This window comes from Pseudomonas paraversuta (assembly GCF_904063065.1).
Classification (GTDB): Bacteria; Pseudomonadota; Gammaproteobacteria; order Pseudomonadales; family Pseudomonadaceae; genus Aquipseudomonas; species Aquipseudomonas paraversuta.
In genome coordinates this window covers 131,517-151,230 of sequence record NZ_CAJFCL010000007.1, presented here as the reverse complement: position 1 = coordinate 151,230, position 19,714 = coordinate 131,517, and the positions used below count along the sequence as shown (strand labels likewise).

17 protein-coding genes and 1 other RNA gene are annotated in these 19,714 nt (G+C 59.6%); 16 read left to right on the top strand and 2 right to left on the bottom strand.

Annotation, left to right across the window (positions count from 1 at the left end):
* Positions 1-102: 102 nt before the first annotated feature.
* Positions 103-465 (bottom strand): YraN family protein, encoded by a 363-nt coding sequence (locus tag JQ845_RS15670; RefSeq protein WP_127196795.1) that lies wholly within the window; start codon positions 463-465, stop codon positions 103-105.
* Positions 465-2,216: a penicillin-binding protein activator gene (locus JQ845_RS15665; RefSeq protein ID WP_203009237.1), complete on the bottom strand. Its 1,752-nt coding sequence runs from the start codon at positions 2,214-2,216 to the stop codon at positions 465-467. Before JQ845_RS15665 ends, JQ845_RS15670 begins: the two co-directional genes overlap by 1 nt.
* A gap of 234 nt (positions 2,217-2,450) precedes the next feature.
* Between JQ845_RS15665 and rsmI the strand changes: the two genes are divergently transcribed.
* The 16 genes from rsmI to ftsA all read left to right on the top strand — a co-directional run bounded on the left by rsmI (position 2,451) and on the right by ftsA (position 19,664).
* Positions 2,451-3,305 carry a 16S rRNA (cytidine(1402)-2'-O)-methyltransferase gene (rsmI, locus tag JQ845_RS15660; RefSeq protein WP_003443648.1) on the top strand — a complete coding sequence of 285 codons (855 nt, stop codon included), beginning with the start codon at positions 2,451-2,453 and terminating at the stop codon, positions 3,303-3,305.
* 141 nt (positions 3,306-3,446) lie between these two features.
* Positions 3,447-3,800: RNase P RNA component class A (gene rnpB, locus JQ845_RS15655), an RNA gene on the top strand.
* 355 nt (positions 3,801-4,155) lie between these two features.
* Entirely contained in the window at positions 4,156-4,611 is a 456-nt protein-coding gene (gene mraZ, locus JQ845_RS15650) for a division/cell wall cluster transcriptional repressor MraZ (protein ID WP_003443645.1), read from the top strand.
* On the top strand, positions 4,608-5,555 hold the full coding sequence (gene rsmH / locus JQ845_RS15645; RefSeq protein ID WP_003443642.1) for a 16S rRNA (cytosine(1402)-N(4))-methyltransferase RsmH: 948 nt from the start codon (positions 4,608-4,610) through the stop codon (positions 5,553-5,555). The genes mraZ and rsmH overlap by 4 nt, the downstream gene beginning before the upstream one ends.
* Complete coding sequence (gene ftsL / locus JQ845_RS15640) at positions 5,552-5,845, top strand: cell division protein FtsL (RefSeq protein ID WP_003443637.1); 294 nt, start codon at positions 5,552-5,554, stop codon at positions 5,843-5,845. Before rsmH ends, ftsL begins: the two co-directional genes overlap by 4 nt.
* On the top strand, positions 5,842-7,584 hold the full coding sequence (locus JQ845_RS15635) for a peptidoglycan D,D-transpeptidase FtsI family protein (RefSeq protein ID WP_003443632.1): 1,743 nt from the start codon (positions 5,842-5,844) through the stop codon (positions 7,582-7,584). Before ftsL ends, JQ845_RS15635 begins: the two co-directional genes overlap by 4 nt.
* Entirely contained in the window at positions 7,584-9,047 is a 1,464-nt protein-coding gene (locus tag JQ845_RS15630; RefSeq protein WP_003443629.1) for a UDP-N-acetylmuramoyl-L-alanyl-D-glutamate--2,6-diaminopimelate ligase, read from the top strand. The genes JQ845_RS15635 and JQ845_RS15630 overlap by 1 nt, the downstream gene beginning before the upstream one ends.
* Positions 9,040-10,407: a UDP-N-acetylmuramoyl-tripeptide--D-alanyl-D-alanine ligase gene (locus JQ845_RS15625; protein WP_160626779.1), complete on the top strand. Its 1,368-nt coding sequence runs from the start codon at positions 9,040-9,042 to the stop codon at positions 10,405-10,407. Before JQ845_RS15630 ends, JQ845_RS15625 begins: the two co-directional genes overlap by 8 nt.
* Complete coding sequence (gene mraY / locus JQ845_RS15620; RefSeq protein ID WP_003443623.1) at positions 10,407-11,489, top strand: phospho-N-acetylmuramoyl-pentapeptide-transferase; 1,083 nt, start codon at positions 10,407-10,409, stop codon at positions 11,487-11,489. Before JQ845_RS15625 ends, mraY begins: the two co-directional genes overlap by 1 nt.
* A gap of 5 nt (positions 11,490-11,494) precedes the next feature.
* A complete protein-coding gene (gene murD, locus JQ845_RS15615; protein WP_003443619.1) occupies positions 11,495-12,841 on the top strand; it encodes a UDP-N-acetylmuramoyl-L-alanine--D-glutamate ligase in 1,347 nt (448 codons plus the stop codon).
* Positions 12,838-14,052 (top strand): putative lipid II flippase FtsW, encoded by a 1,215-nt coding sequence (ftsW, locus tag JQ845_RS15610; protein WP_003443615.1) that lies wholly within the window; start codon positions 12,838-12,840, stop codon positions 14,050-14,052. The genes murD and ftsW overlap by 4 nt, the downstream gene beginning before the upstream one ends.
* Positions 14,042-15,112, top strand: a complete 1,071-nt coding sequence (gene murG / locus JQ845_RS15605) for an undecaprenyldiphospho-muramoylpentapeptide beta-N-acetylglucosaminyltransferase (protein ID WP_003443612.1) — start codon at positions 14,042-14,044, stop codon at positions 15,110-15,112. Before ftsW ends, murG begins: the two co-directional genes overlap by 11 nt.
* The gene (gene murC, locus JQ845_RS15600; RefSeq protein ID WP_003443610.1) at positions 15,105-16,565 is read left to right on the top strand and encodes a UDP-N-acetylmuramate--L-alanine ligase; all 1,461 of its coding nucleotides are present in this window, start codon (positions 15,105-15,107) and stop codon (positions 16,563-16,565) included. Before murG ends, murC begins: the two co-directional genes overlap by 8 nt.
* Positions 16,562-17,518, top strand: a complete 957-nt coding sequence (locus JQ845_RS15595) for a D-alanine--D-alanine ligase (RefSeq protein WP_010655578.1) — start codon at positions 16,562-16,564, stop codon at positions 17,516-17,518. Before murC ends, JQ845_RS15595 begins: the two co-directional genes overlap by 4 nt.
* 4 nt (positions 17,519-17,522) lie before the next feature.
* Positions 17,523-18,389, top strand: a complete 867-nt coding sequence (locus tag JQ845_RS15590; RefSeq protein ID WP_037001571.1) for a cell division protein FtsQ/DivIB — start codon at positions 17,523-17,525, stop codon at positions 18,387-18,389.
* A gap of 15 nt (positions 18,390-18,404) precedes the next feature.
* Positions 18,405-19,664, top strand: coding sequence for a cell division protein FtsA (gene ftsA, locus JQ845_RS15585; RefSeq protein ID WP_003443600.1), 1,260 nt, complete (start codon positions 18,405-18,407; stop codon positions 19,662-19,664).
* The last annotated feature ends 50 nt before the right edge of the window (positions 19,665-19,714 follow it).

The window sequence follows — 19,714 nt, the reverse complement described above, 5'->3', positions numbered from 1 at the left end:
ATCCAGGTGTTCCTGGGTGACTTCCCGGCACAAGAATGTGCAGCCCGCAAAGCAAAGCAAAATCGTTTAATAAAAGGGTGCTGGAATCGGCCTGACAGCGGGTCAGCTGTCAAAGGCATTCCGTAGCCAGTTCAAGTGAGGTGTTGCGCTGTCCATTGTTACGACATCAAAGCGGCAGGGATGATTGGCCCAGCGCGACTCGCGTTGCAAAAAGTACTGAGCTGCAAGTATCAGCTTTTGCTGCTTGCGTGCGTCAATGCTGGCCAGTGCGCCACCCCATTGCGCGTGTTGCCGGTAACGAACTTCGACGAATACTACTGTATCGCCGTCAAGCATGACCAGATCCAGCTCGCCGCGCTTGCAAAGCCAGTTCTGTGCCAGCAAGCGTAAACCCTGTTGCTCAAGATGCCGCAGCGCCAGGCGCTCGGCATCCTTGCCTGTTTGCAGGCTTGAGCGCTCGGGCATCAGTTGGGAGTATCGGGCAGGCGTTGAATCTGGCCATTAACGAACTCGGCCCACGGTAGCTGACGCTCGACATGTTGTGTCGGGCTCATGCTGAGGCTGCCCGACAAGCCGTCGATCCGGCTGTCTGGCAGAGCCTTGAGCTGGCCCAGGCGCGATGCCAGGGTGTAAGCGTCAACGCCCATGGCGTACAGGCGGCCCATGCTGCTTGAAGCCTGTGGCCATTGTGCAGCCACTTGCTGGCGTAGCGGGTTGCCGGGCTCCAGCAGCCATGGGGTCTCGCAGAAGCGCACGCCATTCATGTCTTTGTACTGGTCCTGATTGCCGCTGGCACTGAAGACGTGGGACGTGGCGTAAACCGGCAGATCGCCTGCGTATTGGTAGTTCAGGGTCGGCTTGATCTGCTGGGCTTGCTGGGGCGTAGCGGCGAGGAACAGGAACTGCAGCGGCTCGGCGGCGTTTTTACGCAGTTGCACCAGATCGCCGACCTGCTGGGCCAGGGCTACGGGTTTGTCGATGTACTCGATACCCACGATGGAGCCGCCGTGGGCGACCCATTCCTGACGGAATGCATTGAGTACGCGCTCGCCCCATTCGCCTTTCGGAACCATGGCGCCGGCGTGGGTCAGGCCGTCGGCGCGTGCGCGGCGAGCCACTTCACGGGCTTCGTCTTCAGCGGCGAGGCCAAACTGAAACAGCTGGGCCGGGCCATGTGCGCTTTCGCTGTAATTGAGGGCCAGTGTAGTGATGGGCAGCTGCGGGCGAGCACTCAGCTGCTTGACCAGTGATTTCTCCAGCGGGCCGATCACCAGTTGCACGCCATCGGCTTGTGCCTTGTTGTAGAAGTCGTCCAGGGATACCAGGCGCGAGCTGTCATAAAACTGGATGCTTGGCGGGTTTTGCCCGGCCTGCTGAGCTTGATAGTGAGCAGCCATGAAGCCGTCGCGCAATGCCTTGCTCACAGAGGCCAGCTGGCCGTCCTGAGGCAGTAGCAGGGCGATTTTGGTCAAAGGCTGGCTGGCCAGCTCCTTGAGTTTGATCAGTGGAGCGGGTAGCTGGATGGCAGCGGGGTGATTCGGGTTTTGCGCACGCCACAGGTCTATGGCGTTTTGCTGGTCCTGAACGGTGCCGGCGCTCTTCACGGCCAGGGCCAGGGACATCCATCCGCCCAGAACATCGTTGCTTTGTGCCTGCAGTTGCTCCACCGGCAATGCGGCAACCAATGTCCAGATGGCGTCATTGTTGCTGTTGGCAGCATCGCCGGTCAGGATCGGGCTCATCGCTACACGTTCGCGTGCTGCGGCCAGTGTTTGCCCGTCTGCTTCAAGGGCACGGGCGTGCACGGTATGGGTGCGTACTTGCAAATCGTTCGGTAGCTCGCCGATGCGCGACACGCTTGGATGATTCAGGGCGGCCACGGCAGCCTTGGGATCATTGCGCTTCATTGCCAGTTCGGCTGTCAGCGTGCTGGCAAAGACTTGCTGTGCTGGCTTGAGCTGATCCAGCGGGACCTGGGCCAAAATCTGCGCGGCGCGCTGATCATTGTTCTGGCCCATGGCCAGATCAGCCGCGGACAGGCGCAGCAAGGCGGCCTTTTCCGGATTTTTGGTTTCGGAGGCCTGCTGCAGCAACTGCTCAAGGCTGGCATCCGGGGTTCGGGGGAGTTCGCCAAGGCTGGACGAGGGCGAGCTGGCGCAAGCCGCCAACAGGGCAGCAAGGCAGAGGGCAGTGAACAGCCGCAGGCAAGCGATCATGTAGTGTTCCTGTTACTCGAACAAAAGAGCGGGAATTGTACCCAAGCACTGGCCGGGGCGCGATGTTACAGGCGATAAAGCCTGAATTTAGATGAGTTCTGCGGGTTGTGGCGGTGAAATTTTTGCGAATAAGCACTCTGCAGTCTGACTGGAAGGTGCGTTCAGGAGGGGTCTACGCGCTACAATGGCGCCTTTAACTCTCATGAGGTGTGCGTTTTGACTGCTCCAGGTGCTATGAATTCCGTTGTCGGGTCGCTTTATGTGGTGGCGACGCCCATCGGGAACCTGGACGACATCAGTGCGCGTGCGCTCAAAGTGCTGCGTGACGTGTCGCTGATTGCGGCCGAAGACACGCGTCACTCCCTGCGTTTGATGCAGCATTTTGGCATCACCACTCCCCTGGGTGCCTGTCACGAACATAACGAACGTGATGAGGGTAGTCGCTTTATTCAGCGCTTGCTGGCTGGCGAAGATGTCGCCCTGATCTCCGATGCCGGGACGCCGTTGATCTCCGATCCGGGGTATCACCTGGTACGCCAGGCACGCGCGGCCGGGGTCAAGGTGGTGCCTGTGCCGGGTGCCTGCGCCCTGATTGCGGCGTTGTCAGCTGCGGGCTTGCCTTCCGACCGATTTATCTTCGAAGGATTTCTTCCGGCTAAAGCTGTTGGGCGCCGTACGCGCCTTGAGTTGCTGAAGGAAGAGCCGCGCACTCTGATTTTTTACGAGGCGCCACATCGTATCCTTGAGTGCCTGCAAGATCTGGAGCTGGTATTTGGTCCGGACCGCCCGGCCTTGCTGGCGCGGGAACTGACCAAGACCTTCGAAACCCTCAAGGGTTTGCCATTGTCCGAGTTGCGCGCCTTTGTCGAGGGCGACAGTAACCAGCAGCGTGGCGAGTGCGTGGTGCTGGTTGCAGGGTGGACTGCGCCTGAAACAGACGAAGCAGTCAGCAGTGAAGCGATGCGCATTCTCGACTTGCTGCTAAAAGAAATGCCGCTAAAACGCGCGGCCGCACTTGCAGCTGAAATAACCGGCGAGCGAAAGAATGTGTTGTATCAAGTGGCGCTGGAAAAACAAAAAGTTGATTAAGGCCTCTGTTTAAGTAGTGGCCTTTTGCTATTTTTTTGTTGTCCGGGCTGGCAGGCAAAGGCTTTGCGCAGGGTGAATGAAACTGCCATCTGGCTTTTAACGCTTGTTCTATACGCTCTGTACAGTTAATCTTCGCGCCGGAGAGTCGATTGGACAGTCGCTGCCCTCTATGAAAATTAGGGGGGGGAGGAAAGTCCGGGCTCCATAGGGCGAAGTGCCAGGTAATGCCTGGGAGGCGTGAGCCTACGGAAAGTGCCACAGAAAATAACCGCCTAAGCGCTTCGGCGCCGGTAAGGGTGAAAAGGTGCGGTAAGAGCGCACCGCACGACTGGCAACAGTTCGTGGCTAGGTAAACCCCACTTGGAGCAAGACCAAATAGGGTTCCAAGGCGTGGCCCGCGCTGGAACCGGGTAGGTTGCTAAAGATGTCCAGTGATGGCCATCGTAGACGAATGACTGTTCACGACAGAACCCGGCTTACAGATCGACTCTCCACCTTTTTTCTTCTGCTTGCGCTGCAGGCAGATTGCCACAAGAAACAAGCGCTCCATCTCCCCCGATGTATTCGCAAGAAAATCTGCCGAGTAATGCCAAAAAGTTCTTACTCTTAACAAACTACTTTAAGTTTGAAGTCCAGGGCTTTGAGTTTGTTGCACTTCGCGAGTCAAAAAATCCCTCCGGTTATTGCTGCACGTCTGTTTACCCTCCTAAATCTCAGTTATGTAAGGATTTTCCTTCGGGCCGCTCCTTGACGGTGTGGTGGGCGCATTCCTATAGTGTGCGCAAGTGGCGAAAAGTGGCATAAAGTGGGTTTTTTAGACGTAAAACGCTAATTTTGGGAGTGACGCCTCGTGTTTCGCGGAGCTAACGCAATCAGTCTCGATGCCAAGGGCCGTCTCGCAATGCCGAGCCGGTACCGTGACGAGTTGATTTCGAGAAGTTCCGGGCAACTGATCGTGACCATTGATGCGGTAGATCCCTGCTTGTGTGTGTACCCCCTCGACGAGTGGGAGCTGATTGAAACCAAGCTTCGGGCGTTGCCTTCGTTGCGTGAAGAGAACCGCCGTTTGCAACGTCTGTTGATTGGTAACGCCGTCGACCTAGAGCTCGATGGCAGTGGTCGTTTTCTGGTGCCGCCGCGTTTGCGTGAATATGCCAGGTTGGATAAGCGCGCGATGTTGGTAGGCCAGTTAAACAAGTTTCAACTGTGGGACGAGGATGCCTGGGAAGCTGTTTCTGCCGCTGACCTTGCAGCTATTCAACAACCGGGCGCGATGCCTGAAGAACTGCGTGATTTAATCCTGTGACTATAGATAGCGACTTCAACCACATCACCGTACTGCTCGACGAAGCCGTAGAGGCTCTCGCCGTACGTCCTGATGGATGCTATCTGGATGGCACCTTCGGTCGCGGCGGACATAGCCGCCTGATACTCCAGAAGCTTGGCCCTGAGGGGCGTTTGCTCGGGTTTGATAAAGATCCCCAGGCGATTGCCACCGGGCAAGCGCTAGCGGCCGAAGACGGCCGCTTTGTCATTGTGCAACGCAGCTTTGCCGAGATGGGCTCCGAGATCGCCGCCCGCGGCCTGGCCGGAAAGGTCAGCGGTGTTCTCCTCGATCTGGGGGTTTCTTCGCCACAGCTCGACGATCCTGAGCGCGGCTTCAGTTTCATGAACGACGGCCCGCTGGACATGCGCATGAACCCTGATGAAGGGATCAGCGCGGCTGAGTTTGTAAACACCGCATCCCAGGACGAAATTGCCCGCGTATTCAAAGAATATGGCGAAGAGCGTTTTTCCGGGCGTATGGCCCGCGCAGTGGTTGAGCGCCGGGCAATTACCCCGTTTGAACGCACGGGCGATCTGGCTGAAGTGCTGAAAGTGGCCAACCCGGCCTGGGAAAAGGGCAAGCACCCTGCAACCCGCACCTTCCAGGGCCTGCGCATCCACGTCAATAACGAGCTGGGTGATCTCAAGGCCGGCCTCGAAGCGGCACTTGAATCCCTGGAAGTCGGCGGTCGCCTGGTGGTGATCAGCTTCCACTCCCTGGAAGACCGCATCGTCAAATTGTTCATGCGTGACCTGGTCAAAGGTGAACCCGACAACCTGCCCCGCGGCCTGCCGGTTCAGCACACCAGTTTCGATCCCATTATAAAAATCCATGGCAAGGCCCAGTTCGCATCTGAAGCGGAGCTCAAAGCCAATCCGCGCTCGCGCAGCGCTGTCATGCGCGTCGCGGAGAAGCTTCGTTGAACAAGCTCTTCGCCAAACCACTTCCCGGCGGAAGTTTTTTCATGCTGCTGCTGTTTATTGCCGTATTGGTTTCGGCAGTGGGCGTTTCCTATAGCGCCCACTGGAACCGCCAGCTGCTCAACACCCTGTACGGGGAGCTGAGTGTGCGTGACAAGGCCCAGGCCGAGTGGGGGCGTCTGATCCTCGAACAAAGCACCTGGACTGCCCATAGCCGTATCGAAACCCTGGCCAGCGAACAACTGAAAATGCGCATCCCGGGCGCAGCAGAAGTTCGGATGGTGGCGCCATGATCAAACTCGAAGGCGCACTCTATCCGTGGCGTTTTCGTGTAGTGCTGGCATTGCTGGCACTGCTGGTAGGTGCGATTGCCTGTCAAATTGTCTACCTGCAGGTGATCGACCATGACTTCCTCAAGGGGCAGGGCGATGCCCGCAGTCTGCGTCACATCCAGATCCCGGCACACCGCGGCCTGATTACTGACCGTAATGGCGAGCCGCTGGCCGTCAGTACCCCGGTGACCACGTTGTGGGCCAACGCCAAGGAAATGCAGGTGGCCAAGGATCGCTGGCCGGCCCTGGCCCACGCGCTTGGGCAAGATCCCAAGGTGCTGACGGCGCGTCTTGAACAGCAAGCCAATAAAGAATTCATCTATCTGGTCCGCGGCTTGACACCCGAGCAGGGCCAGCTGGTGCTCGACCTTAAAGTGCCGGGTGTATATGGCATCGAAGAGTTCCGTCGTTTTTACCCGGCGGGTGAAGTGACTGCGCACATGGTCGGCTTTACCGATATCGACGATAAAGGCCGCGAAGGTGTTGAGCTGGCCTATGACGAGTGGCTGGCCGGCGTGCCGGGCAAGCGACAGGTGATCAAGGATCGGCGCGGTCGTCTGATCAAAGACATTCAGGTTACAAAAAACGCCAAGGCAGGGAAGACCTTGGCGTTATCGATTGACCTGCGCCTGCAGTACCTGGCCAACCGCGAACTGCGCAATGCGCTGGTCGAAAACGGTGCCAAGGCCGGCAGCCTGGTAATTATGGATGTGAAGACCGGCGAGATTCTGGCCATGGTCAACCAGCCGACCTACAACCCGAACAACCGTCGCAACCTGCAGCCGGCGATGATGCGTAACCGCGCCATGATCGACGTGTTCGAGCCGGGCTCAACGGTAAAGCCGATTTCGATGAGTGCTGCGCTGGAAACCGGACGCTGGAAACCCACCGATAAAGTCGAGGTGTATCCGGGCACGCTGCAACTGGGCAAATACACCATTCGCGACGTATCGCGCACTGAAGGCCCGATCCTTGATCTGACGGGCATTCTGATCAACTCCAGTAACGTCGGCATGAGTAAGGTTGCCTTCGATATCGGTGGTGAAGCGATTTTCCGCCAGATGGCCAAAATGGGTCTGGGTCAGGACACGGGCCTGGGCTTCCCGGGTGAGCGCGTCGGCAACCTGCCGAACTACCGCGAGTGGCGCAAGGCTGAAACCGCGACCCTGTCTTATGGCTACGGCGTTTCGGTGACGGCGATCCAGCTGGTACACGCATTTTCGGCGCTGGCCAACAACGGCAAGCTCGCCCCGCTGACCCTGCTCAAGGCCGACAAGCCGGCGCAGGCCGCGCAAGTCATGCCCGAGCAGGTCGCCAAGACTGTTCAGGGGATGCTCCAGGAAGTTATCGAGAACCCGCGCGGCGTCTGGCGGGCCAAGGTGCCGGCCTATCACGTGGGCGGCAAGTCCGGTACTGCGCGTAAAACATCCTCGGGTGGCGTCAAGGGTTATGCCGTCAACTCGTACCGCTCCCTGTTTGCCGGGTTTGGCCCGATGAGCGATCCGCGTTACGCAATCGTTGTGGTCATCGATGAGCCAAGCAAGGCGGGCTACTTCGGTGGTCTGGTTTCGGCTCCAGTATTCAGCAAAGTAATGTCCGGCACCCTGCGCCTGATGAACGTGACGCCGGATAACTTGCCGACGGCCGCGGAGCAACAAGCAGCCGCGACCGCTGCAGCAGCCAAAGGAGGGCGCGGCTAATGTCCCTGAGCCTGAACAAGATTTTCCCTCACGCAGGTCACGATCTGTTGATCCGTGAGCTGACCCTCGACAGCCGCAATGTGCGAGCCGGGGATCTGTTCCTCGCGGTACCGGGTGGCAAGCTCGATGGTCGTGAACATATCGCTGACGCCCTGCAACGTGGCGCAGCGGCCGTGGCCTATGAAGTAGAAGGCGCGGACGTATTGCCGATCACCGCCGTACCGCTGATCCCGGTCAAGGGGCTGGCGGCGCAACTGTCGTCTATCGCAGGGCGTTTTTATGGTGACCCGAGCCACCACGTGAACCTGGTGGGCGTTACCGGTACCAACGGCAAAACCAGCGTTACCCAGCTGGTTGCGCAAGCGCTGGACCTGCTGGGGCAGCATTGCGGCATTGTTGGCACCCTGGGCACGGGCTTTTATGGCGCACTGCAAAGCGGTCGCCATACCACCCCGGATCCGATTGCCGTACAGGCCATGCTGGCTGACCTGAAGAAAGCCGGTGCCAAGGCCGTGGCGATGGAAGTGTCGTCCCACGGGCTGGATCAAGGCCGGGTCAGTGCTCTGGCGTTTGATGTTGCCGTCCTGACCAACCTGTCCCGCGACCATCTGGATTATCACGGCACCATGCAGGCGTATGCCGAGGCCAAGGCCAAGCTGTTTGCCTGGCCTGACCTGGGTTGCCGCGTGCTTAACCTTGACGATGACTTCGGTCGCCAGCTGGCGGCAGAAAAACATGATTCGCGCCTGATCAGCTACAGCCTCGAAGACAGCAGCGCCTACCTTTACTGCCGCGAAGCGACCTTCGACGACGATGGCGTGCGCGCCACACTGGTCACGCCACAGGGCGAGCACCATTTGCGCAGCAGCCTGCTGGGTCGTTTCAACCTGAGCAACGTACTGGCTGCGGTCGGCGCCTTGCTCGGCCTGGACTACGCGCTGGATGAAATCCTCGCCGTGTTGCCAAAGCTTGAAGGCCCTGTGGGGCGCATGCAGCGTCTGGGCGGCGGCACCAGACCGCTGGTAGTCGTTGATTACGCCCACACGCCGGATGCCCTGGAAAAAGTCTTGCTGGCCCTGCGTCCTCACGCCAAAGGCCAACTGCTGTGCCTGTTCGGTTGCGGCGGCGATCGCGATCGCGGCAAGCGCCCGTTGATGGCCGAAGTGGTTGAACGCTTGGCGGACGGGGTTTTGGTTACGGACGATAACCCCCGTTCGGAAGCACCTGGACAAATTTTCGACGACATCCGCGCAGGCTTCGTTACGCCCCAGAGCGTCACCTTCGTCGCCGGTCGCGGTGAGGCCATTGCCCGATTGATTGCAGGTGCCAACGCCGAAGACGTCATTGTGCTGGCCGGTAAAGGTCACGAGGACTATCAGGAAATCAATGGCGAGCGCCATGACTTCTCTGATCTGGTGCAAGCCGAGAAAGCCCTGAATGCCTGGGAGGCCGCCCATGCTTAAGCCTCTGTTACTGAGCGAAGTTGCCGCTGCCCTGGGTGGTCGGCTGGTCGCTGCCGACAGCCTTTTCAACGGTGTCAGCATCGACAGCCGCGGGATCACCAAGGGCCAGCTGTTTATTGCCCTGACCGGCCCGCGTTTCGATGGCCATGATTATTTGAATGAAGTGGCGGCCAAAGGTGCGGTTGCGGCACTGGTCGAACGCGAAGTGCCCGAGTCGGCATTGCCGCAGCTGGTGGTCAAGAATGCCCGGGTGGCATTGGGTCAGCTGGGTGCGCTCAATCGTGCCGGCTACCACAAGCCGGTTGCCGCGATTACCGGTTCCAGTGGCAAAACCACAGTTAAAGAAATGCTCGCCTGCATCCTGCGCACCCGTGGTCCGGTGCTGGCGACCAAAGGCAACTTGAACAATGACCTGGGCGTGCCGCTGACGTTGCTCGAACTGACCCAGGAACACACGGCGGCAGTGATTGAGCTGGGTGCTTCGCGCCTGGGTGAAATTGCTTATACCGTCGGCATGACCAAGCCCCATGTTGCCGTGCTCAACAATGCCGGAACCGCCCATGTTGGCGAATTCGGCGGGCCGGAAAAAATCGTCGAGGCCAAGGGCGAAATTCTCGAAGGGCTGGACGCTGATGGCGTCGCGGTTCTGAACCTGGATGACAAGGCTTTTGGTATCTGGCAGGCCCGGGCTGCTGGCCGCAAGGTACTCAGCTTTGCCCTGACAAACCCTGAAGCAGACTTTTACGCCAGCAATCTGGCCCGCGATGCACGGGGTTGCCCCGGGTTCGATTTGCACTGCCCTTTGGGTGTTGCCCGCGTTCAGCTCAACCTGCTGGGCACGCATAACGTCGCCAATGCCCTGGCCGCAGCAGCTGCTGCCCATGCTCTGGGCATCTCGCTGTTTGGCATAACCAGCGGCTTGCAAGCCGTGCTTGCGGTCAAAGGTCGCGCAGTGGCGCAACTGACCGCTGGCGGCCTGCGAATTATTGATGACACTTACAACGCAAACCCCACCTCAATGTGCGCTGCCGTTGATATACTCGCCGCCTTTTCCGGCCGCACCGTCCTGGTGCTCGGAGATATTGGCGAGTTAGGTGAGTGGGCGGAGCAAGGACATCGTGAAGTAGGCGCTTATGCCGCCGACAAAGTTTCAGCGCTCTATGCGGTGGGACCCATGATGGCTCATGCCGTCACTGCATTTGGACACCATGCTCGTCACTTCGCCAATCAGGCTGACCTGATCCAGGCGCTTCGTGCTGAGCACGAAACAAACACCACTATTTTGATCAAGGGCTCGCGCAGCGCAGCGATGGAAAACGTCGTTGCGGCTTTGTGCGGTTCCAGCGGGGAGAAACATTAATGCTGCTGCTTCTAGCGGAGTATCTACAACAGTTCTACAAGGGCTTCGCAGTCTTCCAGTACCTGTCCCTGCGCGGGATTCTTGGGGTGCTCACCGCGTTGACCTTGTCCCTGTGCCTGGGGCCGTGGATGATCCGCACCCTGCAAAACCGTCAGATCGGCCAGTCGGTGCGTAACGATGGTCCGCAATCGCATTTGTCCAAGTCCGGTACGCCAACCATGGGCGGCGCGCTGATCCTGTCGGCGATCACCATCAGCACCCTGCTTTGGGCTGACCTGAGCAACCGCTATGTGTGGGTCGTGATGATTGTGACTCTGCTGTTCGGTGCAATTGGCTGGGTCGATGACTACCGCAAGGTGATCGAAAAAAACTCTCGCGGCCTTCCTAGCCGCTGGAAGTATTTCTGGCAATCGGTGTTCGGTCTGGGCGCGGCGATCTTTCTATATATGACGGCACCCAGCGCAGTCGAAACCACGCTGATTCTGCCCATACTCAAAGACGCCAGCATTCCGCTGGGTATCGGCTTTGTGGTGCTGACCTACTTCGTGATCGTAGGCTCGAGCAACGCAGTCAACCTTACTGATGGCCTGGACGGTCTGGCGATCATGCCGACCGTTATGGTTGGCGGTGCCCTGGGTATCTTCTGCTACCTGTCGGGTAACGTGAAATTTGCCGACTACCTGTTGATCCCGTATGTCCCGGGCGCAGGCGAACTGATTGTGTTCTGCGGCGCACTGATCGGTGCCGGTCTCGGATTCCTGTGGTTCAACACCTACCCCGCACAAGTCTTCATGGGCGACGTTGGCGCACTGGCGCTGGGCGCAGCCCTGGGCACCATTGCCGTGATCGTGCGTCAGGAAATCGTGCTGTTCATCATGGGCGGTGTGTTCGTGATGGAAACCCTGTCTGTGGTGATCCAGGTAGCGTCTTTCAAGTTGACCGGCAAGCGGGTGTTCCGCATGGCGCCGATCCATCACCACTTTGAACTCAAGGGCTGGCCTGAGCCACGCGTGATTGTCCGTTTCTGGATCATCACCGTGATTCTGGTACTGGTCGGCCTTGCCACGCTGAAGCTGAGGTAGAACCTGTGTCTCTGATCGCTTCTGACCACTTCCGCATCGTTGTCGGCCTCGGCAAGAGCGGCATGTCCCTGGTGCGCTTTCTGGCGCAGCAGGGCGTGTCCTTTGCTGTGGCGGATACGCGGGAAAATCCGCCGGAGCTGGCCACGCTGCGCCGTGACTACCCCCAGGTGGAGGTGCGTTGTGGCGAACTGGATGTCGAGTTTCTGTGCCGCGCCGATGAGCTCTACGTGAGCCCCGGCCTGGCATTGGCAACTCCGGCACTGCAGGCAGCGGCTGCCCGTGGCGTGAAGTTGTCCGGTGATATCGATCTGTTCGCGCGTAACGCAAAGGCACCGATCGTGGCAATCAGCGGTTCCAACGCCAAGAGCACCGTGACCACCCTGGTGGGTGAAATGGCCCTGGCTGCCGGCAAGCGCGTTGCAGTCGGCGGCAACCTGGGCACGCCGGCGCTGGATCTGCTCAGTGATGACATCGAGCTGTACGTCATGGAGCTGTCGAGCTTCCAGCTGGAAACCACCAACCAGCTGGGCGCAGAAGTGGCCACCGTGCTCAATGTCAGCGAAGACCACATGGACCGTTACAGCGGTCTGCCGGCCTACCACCTGGCCAAGCACCGGATTTTCCGCGGTGCCAGGCAGGTGGTGGTCAACCGTCAGGACGCCTTGACCCGGCCGCTGATGAGCGAAGGGCTGCCGTGCTGGACCTTCGGTTTGAGCGCACCCGACTTCAAGGCTTTCGGCCTGCGTGAAGAAAACGGCGAAAAATATCTCGCCTTCGAATTTGAAAACCTGATGCCGGTCCGTGAGCTGAAAGTGCGCGGCGCCCACAATCAGGCCAATGCCCTGGCGGCACTGGCGCTGGGGCATGCCGTGGGCCTGCCGTTCGACGCCATGCTGAGCGGCCTGCGCAGCTTCACCGGTCTTGAACATCGCTGCCAGTGGGTACGCGAGTTTGAGGGTGTGAGCTACTACAACGACTCCAAGGCCACCAACGTGGGGGCCGCACTGGCCGCCATCGAAGGCCTGGGAGCGGACATGGACGGCAAGCTGGTACTGATCGCCGGCGGTGACGGCAAGGGTGCAGACTTCAGTGGCCTGCACGACTCAGTGGCCAGGTACTGCCGCGCAGTGGTCCTGATGGGCCGCGATGCCGGCCTGATCGCCGACGCCTTGGGCGATAGCGTGCCCCAGGTGCGCGTCAGCTCCCTGGACGAAGCCATTGCCCAAAGCCGTTCGCTGGCCCGCCCGGGTGACGCGGTATTGCTGTCGCCGGCCTGCGCCAGTTTCGACATGTTCAAAAATTACGAAGAGCGTGGCCATCTGTTTGCGCGTGCAGTGGAGGCCCAGGCATGATTTTCGGCATTCTCAAACCTTACCCTTCGCCGTTGATCACGGGCCGTGGCATTGACCTCGACTTCCCGTTTCTGGCCGGTTGCATGGCCTTGCTCGGCCTGGGCCTGGTGATGATCACCTCGGCATCGTCTGAAGTAGCCGCCCTGCAGTCGGGCAACACCCTTTATCACATGATCCGCCACCTGTTTTATATCGTGCTTGGCCTTGTTGCATGCGTGCTGACCATGATGGTGCCGATTGCTACCTGGCAGCGCCTGGGCTGGTTATTGCTGATCGGTGCGTTCGGCTTGCTGGTGATGGTTCTGCTGCCGGGCATTGGCCGTGAAGTGAACGGCTCGATGCGCTGGATCGGCTTCAGCTTCTTTAACGTACAGCCCTCGGAAATCGCCAAGGTTTTCGTGGTGATCTACCTCGCCGGTTATCTGGTCCGTCAGCAGAAGGAAGTCCGCGAAAGCTGGATGGGCTTCTTCAAGCCTTTCATCGTGTTGCTGCCGATGGCCGGTCTGTTGCTGATGGAGCCTGACTTCGGTGCCACCGTCGTAATGATGGGGGCAGCGGCAGCGATGTTGTTCCTGGGCGGTGTCGGCCTGTTCCGTTTCGCCCTGATGGTGGCGCTGGCAGTCGGTGCGGTCTTCGTGCTGGTGCAGGCGCAACCTTATCGTATGGCCCGCTTGATCACCTTTACCGACCCGTGGTCCGACCAGTTCGGCTCCGGTTATCAGCTGACCCAGGCCCTGATCGCATTCGGTCGTGGCGAGTGGTTCGGGGTCGGTCTGGGCAACAGCGTACAGAAGCAGTTCTACCTGCCGGAAGCGCACACCGACTTCGTATTCTCGGTACTGGCTGAAGAGCTGGGTGTGGTTGGCTCCTTGCTGACCGTGGCCCTGTTCGTTTTCGTCTGCGTGCGCGGCATGTACATCGGCATGTGGGCCGAGCGGGCCAAACAGTATTTCGCCGCCTACATGGCGTACGGCTTGTCGTTCCTGTGGATCGGCCAGTTCCTGATCAATATCGGGGTGAACGTCGGCCTGTTGCCAACCAAGGGCCTGACCTTGCCATTCCTCAGTTATGGCGGCAGTTCCCTGGTGATTTGCTGCGTATGTATGGGTCTGCTGCTGCGAATCGAGTGGGAGAGTCGAACCCACCTGGGCAGCGAAGAGACTGATTTCAAAGAAAGTGATTTCGCAGAGGAGCCGAACAATGGGCGCTAATGTGCTGATCATGGCGGGCGGTACCGGCGGACACGTGTTCCCTGCGCTGGCCTGCGCCCGTGAGTTTGAAGCCCGCGGCTACAGCGTGCACTGGCTTGGAACCCCGCGCGGGATCGAGAACGAACTGGTTGAACCTGCCGGTTTTACCCTGCACCGGATCAACGTCACCGGCCTGCGTGGCAAGAGCAAGCTGTCGTTGTTCAAGGCGCCGTTTGTATTGCTCAAGGCCATGTTTCAGGCGCGCAAAATCATTCGCCAGCTCAAGCCGGTCTGCGTGCTCGGGTTTGGTGGCTATTTGACCGGGCCTGGTGGTCTGGCAGCCAAAACCTGCGGTGTGCCGGTGATCATTCACGAGCAAAACGCCGTGGCCGGTACTGCCAACCGCTTGCTGGTGCCGATGTCGAGTCGTGTGTGCGAAGCCTTCCCCGGAACCTTCGCGGTATCGGACAAGCTACGCAGTACCGGTAACCCGGTCCGCCCTGAATTGTTCAGCCTGGCGCCACGGGCCGCACTCGAAGGCCGCAAGGCGCGCCTGCTGGTGCTGGGCGGCAGTCTGGGTGCCGAGCCGTTGAACAAGTTGTTGCCTGAAGCACTGGCCAAAGTACCGGTTGAGGTGCGTCCTGAAGTGTTTCACCAGGCCGGCAAACAGCACGACCAAATTACCGCCGAGCGCTATGGCGCGGTCGGCGTCGAGGCTCAAGTGCAGCCTTTTATCAAAGACATGGCCCAAGCCTATGGCTGGGCCGACCTGGTGGTTTGTCGCGCAGGCGCGCTGACCGTCAGTGAACTGGCTGCGGCCGGTCTGCCATCGCTGCTGGTGCCGTTGCCCCACGCGATTGATGACCATCAGAGCCGTAATGCCGACTTTCTGGCTCGCGAAGGTGCTGCCTTCCTGATGCCGCAAGCGACAACTGGCGCAGCCGAACTGGCCGCACGCCTGACAGAGGTTTTGATGCAACCGGAACGACTGAACAGCATGGCGACCAATGCTCGCCGCCTGGCCAAACCTGATGCAACCCGCAACGTTGTAGATATCTGCCTGGAGGTGGCCAATGGTTGAGAATCAGAAAGCCATGCCGCAACCGGAAATGCGCCGTATCCGTCGTATCCACTTCGTCGGCATCGGCGGCGTGGGCATGTGCGGTATTGCCGAGGTGCTGCTGAACCTGGGTTATGAAGTGTCGGGTTCCGACCTGAACGCATCGCCAGTTACCGAGCGTCTTGAGTCGTTCGGTGCGCACATCTTTATCGGTCACCGCGCCGAGAACGCTGCCACTGCCGATGTATTGGTCGTGTCGAGTGCGGTCAACACCTCCAACCCTGAAGTCGCGACTGCCCTGGAACGCCGTATTCCGGTGGTGCCGCGGGCTGAAATGCTGGCCGAGCTGATGCGTTATCGCCACGGCATCGCCGTAGCCGGTACCCACGGCAAGACCACCACCACCAGCCTGCTGGCCTCGGTGTTCGCAGCCGGTGGCCTCGATCCGACGTTCGTGATCGGTGGCCGACTGAATGCAGCGGGCACCAATGCACAACTGGGCACCAGCCGTTACCTGATTGCCGAAGCTGACGAAAGCGATGCCAGCTTCCTGCACCTGCAGCCGATGGTTGCGGTGGTGACCAACATCGACGCCGACCACATGGCGACCTATGAGGGTGACTTCAACAAGCTGAAGAAAACCTTCGTCGAGTTTCTGCACAACCTGCCGTTCTACGGCCTGGCCGTGCTGTGCCTGGATGATCCGGTGGTGCGTGAAATCCTGCCTCTGGTCAAGCGTCCCACCGTCACCTACGGCTTCAGCGAAGCCGCCGATGTGCGTGCGATCAATGTTCGCCAGCAAGGCATGCAGACCTTCTTCACGGTGCTGCGCCCCGATCGCGAGCCGCTGGATGTGTCGGTGAACATGCCGGGTAACCACAACGTGCTGAACGCTCTGGCGACCATCTGCATCGCATCTGATGAAGGCATCAGCGATGAGGCCATTGTTCAGGGTCTGTCCGGCTTCGAGGGTGTAGGCCGACGCTTCCAGGTCTACGGCGAGCTGCCGGTTGAAGGCGGTCACGTGATGCTGGTTGACGATTACGGTCACCACCCGACCGAAGTCGCGGCCGTGATTAAAGCAGTGCGCGGTGGCTGGCCGGACCGTCGTCTGGTCATGGTTTATCAGCCCCATCGCTTCAGCCGTACCCGCGATCTGTACGACGATTTCGTGCAGGTGTTGGCCGACGCCAACGTACTGCTGTTGATGGAAGTCTACCCGGCCGGCGAAGAGCCGATTCCGGGCGCCGACAGCCGTCAGCTGTGCCACAGCATCCGTCAGCGTGGCCAGCTGGACCCGATCTACATCGAGCGTGGCGTTGAGCTGGCGCCGATCGTCAAGCCGCTGCTGCGTGCCGGCGACATCCTGTTGTGCCAAGGGGCGGGCGATATCGGCCGTCTGGCACCGCAACTTATTAACAGTCCACTATTCGCCGGTGCCGTTGTCGCAGCCAGCGGGGGGAAGTTGAAATGACCGCTGCCTACGCCAATCTGTTCTCCACCATTGCCCCTGCCGACTTCGGTCGCGTTGCCGTATTGTTCGGCGGCAAAAGCGCTGAGCGCGCAGTGTCCCTGAAGTCGGGCAATGCCGTGCTTGAAGCACTGCAAAGTGCCGGCGTGAATGCCTTCGGGATCGATGTCGGCGACGATTTCATCGCCCGCATCACCCACGAAAAAATCGACCGCGCCTTCATCATTCTCCACGGTCGTGGCGGTGAAGACGGCAGCATCCAGGGCCTGCTCGAATACATGGGCATCCCTTACACCGGCAGCGGCATCCTTGCCTCGGCGCTGGCAATGGACAAATTGCGCACCAAGCAGGTGTGGCACAGCCTGGGTATTCCAACCCCGCGTCATGCCGTGCTGACCAGCGAAGCCGATTGTATTTCTGCGGCGAAGGAACTGAGCTTCCCTTTGATCGTCAAACCGGCACATGAAGGTTCAAGTATCGGTATGGCCAAAGTGAACAGCGCTGACGAGTTGATCGTTGCGTGGGCAGAGGCCAGTAAGTACGACTCGCAAGTGTTGGTTGAGCAATGGATCACCGGTCCCGAGTTCACCGTCGCCACCCTGCGTGACCAAGTGCTGCCACCTATTGCACTGGGCACCCCGCATTCGTTCTACGACTACGACGCCAAGTACCTGTCCTCGGATACTCAGTATCGGATCCCGTGCGGGCTCGATAGCACCAAGGAGCAAGAACTCATGGACCTCACGGCTAAAGCCTGTGAGGCGATAGGTATCGCCGGTTGGGGCCGTCTGGACGTGATGCAGGACACCGATGGCCAGTTCTGGCTGCTCGAAGTCAACACCGCTCCGGGCATGACCGATCACAGCCTGGTGCCGATGGCGGCCCGTGCTGCCGGTCTGGATTTTCAACAGCTGGTGCTGTCGATTCTGGCAGCCAGCGTCGAGGCTCGAGGTTAAAAACATGCAAGGCGCATCGCTTCGTCATCAGCAACCCGTTCCCGGCCGCAAGCCGGTGCCTCGGGGCGCAAGCCGGATGGTGGCTAAAGAGCCGATGTCAGTGCGTCTGCCGAAAGCCAATTTTGGCTTCCTGAAAGTGTTGTTCTGGCCCGTGTTGCTGGTGGTGCTGGGGTACGGCACGTACGAAGGTGCGCAGCGCCTGATGCCGTACGCCGACCGGCCGATCACCAACATCAACGTGCAGGGTGATTTGACCTACATCAGCCAGCAGGCCGTGCAGCAGCGCATTGCCCCTTACATGGCGGCGAGCTTCTTCACCGTCGACCTGGAAGGCATGCGTACCGAGCTGGAACAGATGCCCTGGATTGCCCACGCCGAAGTCCGGCGCGTATGGCCTGACCAGGTGGTGATCCGTCTCGAAGAACAGTTGCCGGTAGCCCGCTGGGGTGATGAAGCGCTGTTGAACAACCAGGGCCAGGCATTCACCCCGCGTGAGCTGGCCAATTACGAACACTTGCCGCAGCTGTTCGGCCCACAACGGGCTCAGCAGCAAGTGATGCAGCAGTATCAGGTGTTGAGCCAGATGCTGCGTCCGATGGGCTTCTCCATTGCCCGGCTGGAATTGCGTGAACGCGGTAGCTGGTTCCTGACCACCGGAGCCGGAAGTGCAGGGCCCGGGATCGAGTTGCTGTTGGGGCGCGATCACCTGGTAGAAAAAATGCGTCGCTTCATAGCCATCTATGAAAAAACGCTGAAAGAACAGATTACAAACATAGCGCGCATCGATTTGCGTTATGCCAACGGATTGGCCGTCGGCTGGCGGGAACCTGTGGCACCGACGATAGCCCAACCCGCTGTCGCGAAGAATTAAGAAGAGGCAGGACCCATGGCAAACGTGCAAAGCGGAAAAATGATCGTCGGTCTCGATATCGGCACCTCCAAGGTGGTGGCGCTGGTGGGCGAGGTCGGGGAAGACGGCACCATCGAAATCGTCGGTATTGGCACGCATCCGTCCCGTGGCCTGAAGAAAGGCGTGGTGGTGAATATCGAGTCCACCGTGCAATCGATCCAGCGCGCCATCGAAGAAGCGCAGCTGATGGCCGGTTGCCGGATTCACTCGGCGTTTGTCGGTGTTGCCGGCAACCACATCCGCAGCCTGAACTCCCACGGCATCGTGGCAATTCGGGACCGTGAGGTCAGCTCCGCCGACCTTGAGCGCGTGCTTGACGCTGCTCAGGCCGTCGCGATTCCGGCAGACCAGCGCGTGCTGCACACTTTGCCCCAGGACTACGTGATCGATAACCAGGAAGGCGTTCGTGAGCCACTGGGGATGTCGGGCGTACGTCTGGAAGCCAAGGTGCACGTAGTAACGTGCGCAGTGAATGCAGCACAGAACATCGAGAAATGTGTGCGCCGCTGTGGCCTTGAGGTGGACGACATCATCCTCGAGCAACTGGCGTCGGCTTACTCGGTGTTGACCGATGACGAGAAAGAACTGGGTGTGTGCCTGGTCGACATCGGCGGCGGTACCACCGATATCGCGATCTTCACCGAAGGCGCCATTCGCCACACGGCGGTGATCCCGATTGCCGGTGACCAGGTGACCAACGACATCGCGATGGCGTTGCGCACACCGACCCAGTACGCCGAAGAAATCAAGATCCGTTACGCCTGCGCCCTGGCCAAGCTGGCCGGCGCCGGTGAAACCATCAAAGTCCCGAGCGTAGGCGACCGTCCACCGCGCGAACTGTCCCGTCAGGCCCTGGCCGAAGTGGTCGAGCCGCGTTACGACGAGCTGTTCACCCTGATTCAGGCCGAGTTGCGTCGCAGCGGCTACGAAGACCTGATCCCGGCCGGCATCGTGCTGACCGGCGGTACCTCGAAAATGGAAGGTGCGGTCGAACTGGCCGAAGAAATCTTCCATATGCCGGTTCGCCTGGGCGTGCCGCACAGCTTCAAGGGCTTGTCCGATGTTGTGCGCAATCCGATTTACTCCACCGCTGTGGGCTTGTTGCTGTACGGGCTGCAAAAGCAGTCAGACGGCATCTCCATGTCGGGTATCAGCAACCGCGACAACTACAGCAGTGATGAACAAAAAGCCCCTGTGCTTGAGCGCCTGAAGCGCTGGGTCCAGGGCAACTTTTAAAGCTTGAGCAGTAAAAGATTCAAAGCAGTAGAAGTAGGCGAAAAAACTAG

Bases quoted from the DNA above. Each gene is read 5' to 3' on its own strand.
- JQ845_RS15670 (WP_127196795.1), bottom strand. From the start codon at position 465: ATGCCCGAGCGCTCAAGCCTGCAAACAGGCAAGGATGCCGAGCGCCTG.
- JQ845_RS15665 (WP_203009237.1), bottom strand. From the start codon at position 2,216: ATGATCGCTTGCCTGCGGCTGTTCACTGCCCTCTGCCTTGCTGCCCTG.
- rsmI (WP_003443648.1), top strand. From the start codon at position 2,451: ATGAATTCCGTTGTCGGGTCGCTTTATGTGGTGGCGACGCCCATCGGG.
- JQ845_RS15635 (WP_003443632.1), top strand. From the start codon at position 5,842: ATGATCAAACTCGAAGGCGCACTCTATCCGTGGCGTTTTCGTGTAGTG.
- JQ845_RS15630 (WP_003443629.1), top strand. From the start codon at position 7,584: ATGTCCCTGAGCCTGAACAAGATTTTCCCTCACGCAGGTCACGATCTG.
- JQ845_RS15625 (WP_160626779.1), top strand. From the start codon at position 9,040: ATGCTTAAGCCTCTGTTACTGAGCGAAGTTGCCGCTGCCCTGGGTGGT.
- mraY (WP_003443623.1), top strand. From the start codon at position 10,407: ATGCTGCTGCTTCTAGCGGAGTATCTACAACAGTTCTACAAGGGCTTC.
- ftsW (WP_003443615.1), top strand. From the start codon at position 12,838: ATGATTTTCGGCATTCTCAAACCTTACCCTTCGCCGTTGATCACGGGC.
- murG (WP_003443612.1), top strand. From the start codon at position 14,042: ATGGGCGCTAATGTGCTGATCATGGCGGGCGGTACCGGCGGACACGTG.
- murC (WP_003443610.1), top strand. From the start codon at position 15,105: ATGGTTGAGAATCAGAAAGCCATGCCGCAACCGGAAATGCGCCGTATC.
- JQ845_RS15595 (WP_010655578.1), top strand. From the start codon at position 16,562: ATGACCGCTGCCTACGCCAATCTGTTCTCCACCATTGCCCCTGCCGAC.
- JQ845_RS15590 (WP_037001571.1), top strand. From the start codon at position 17,523: ATGCAAGGCGCATCGCTTCGTCATCAGCAACCCGTTCCCGGCCGCAAG.
- ftsA (WP_003443600.1), top strand. From the start codon at position 18,405: ATGGCAAACGTGCAAAGCGGAAAAATGATCGTCGGTCTCGATATCGGC.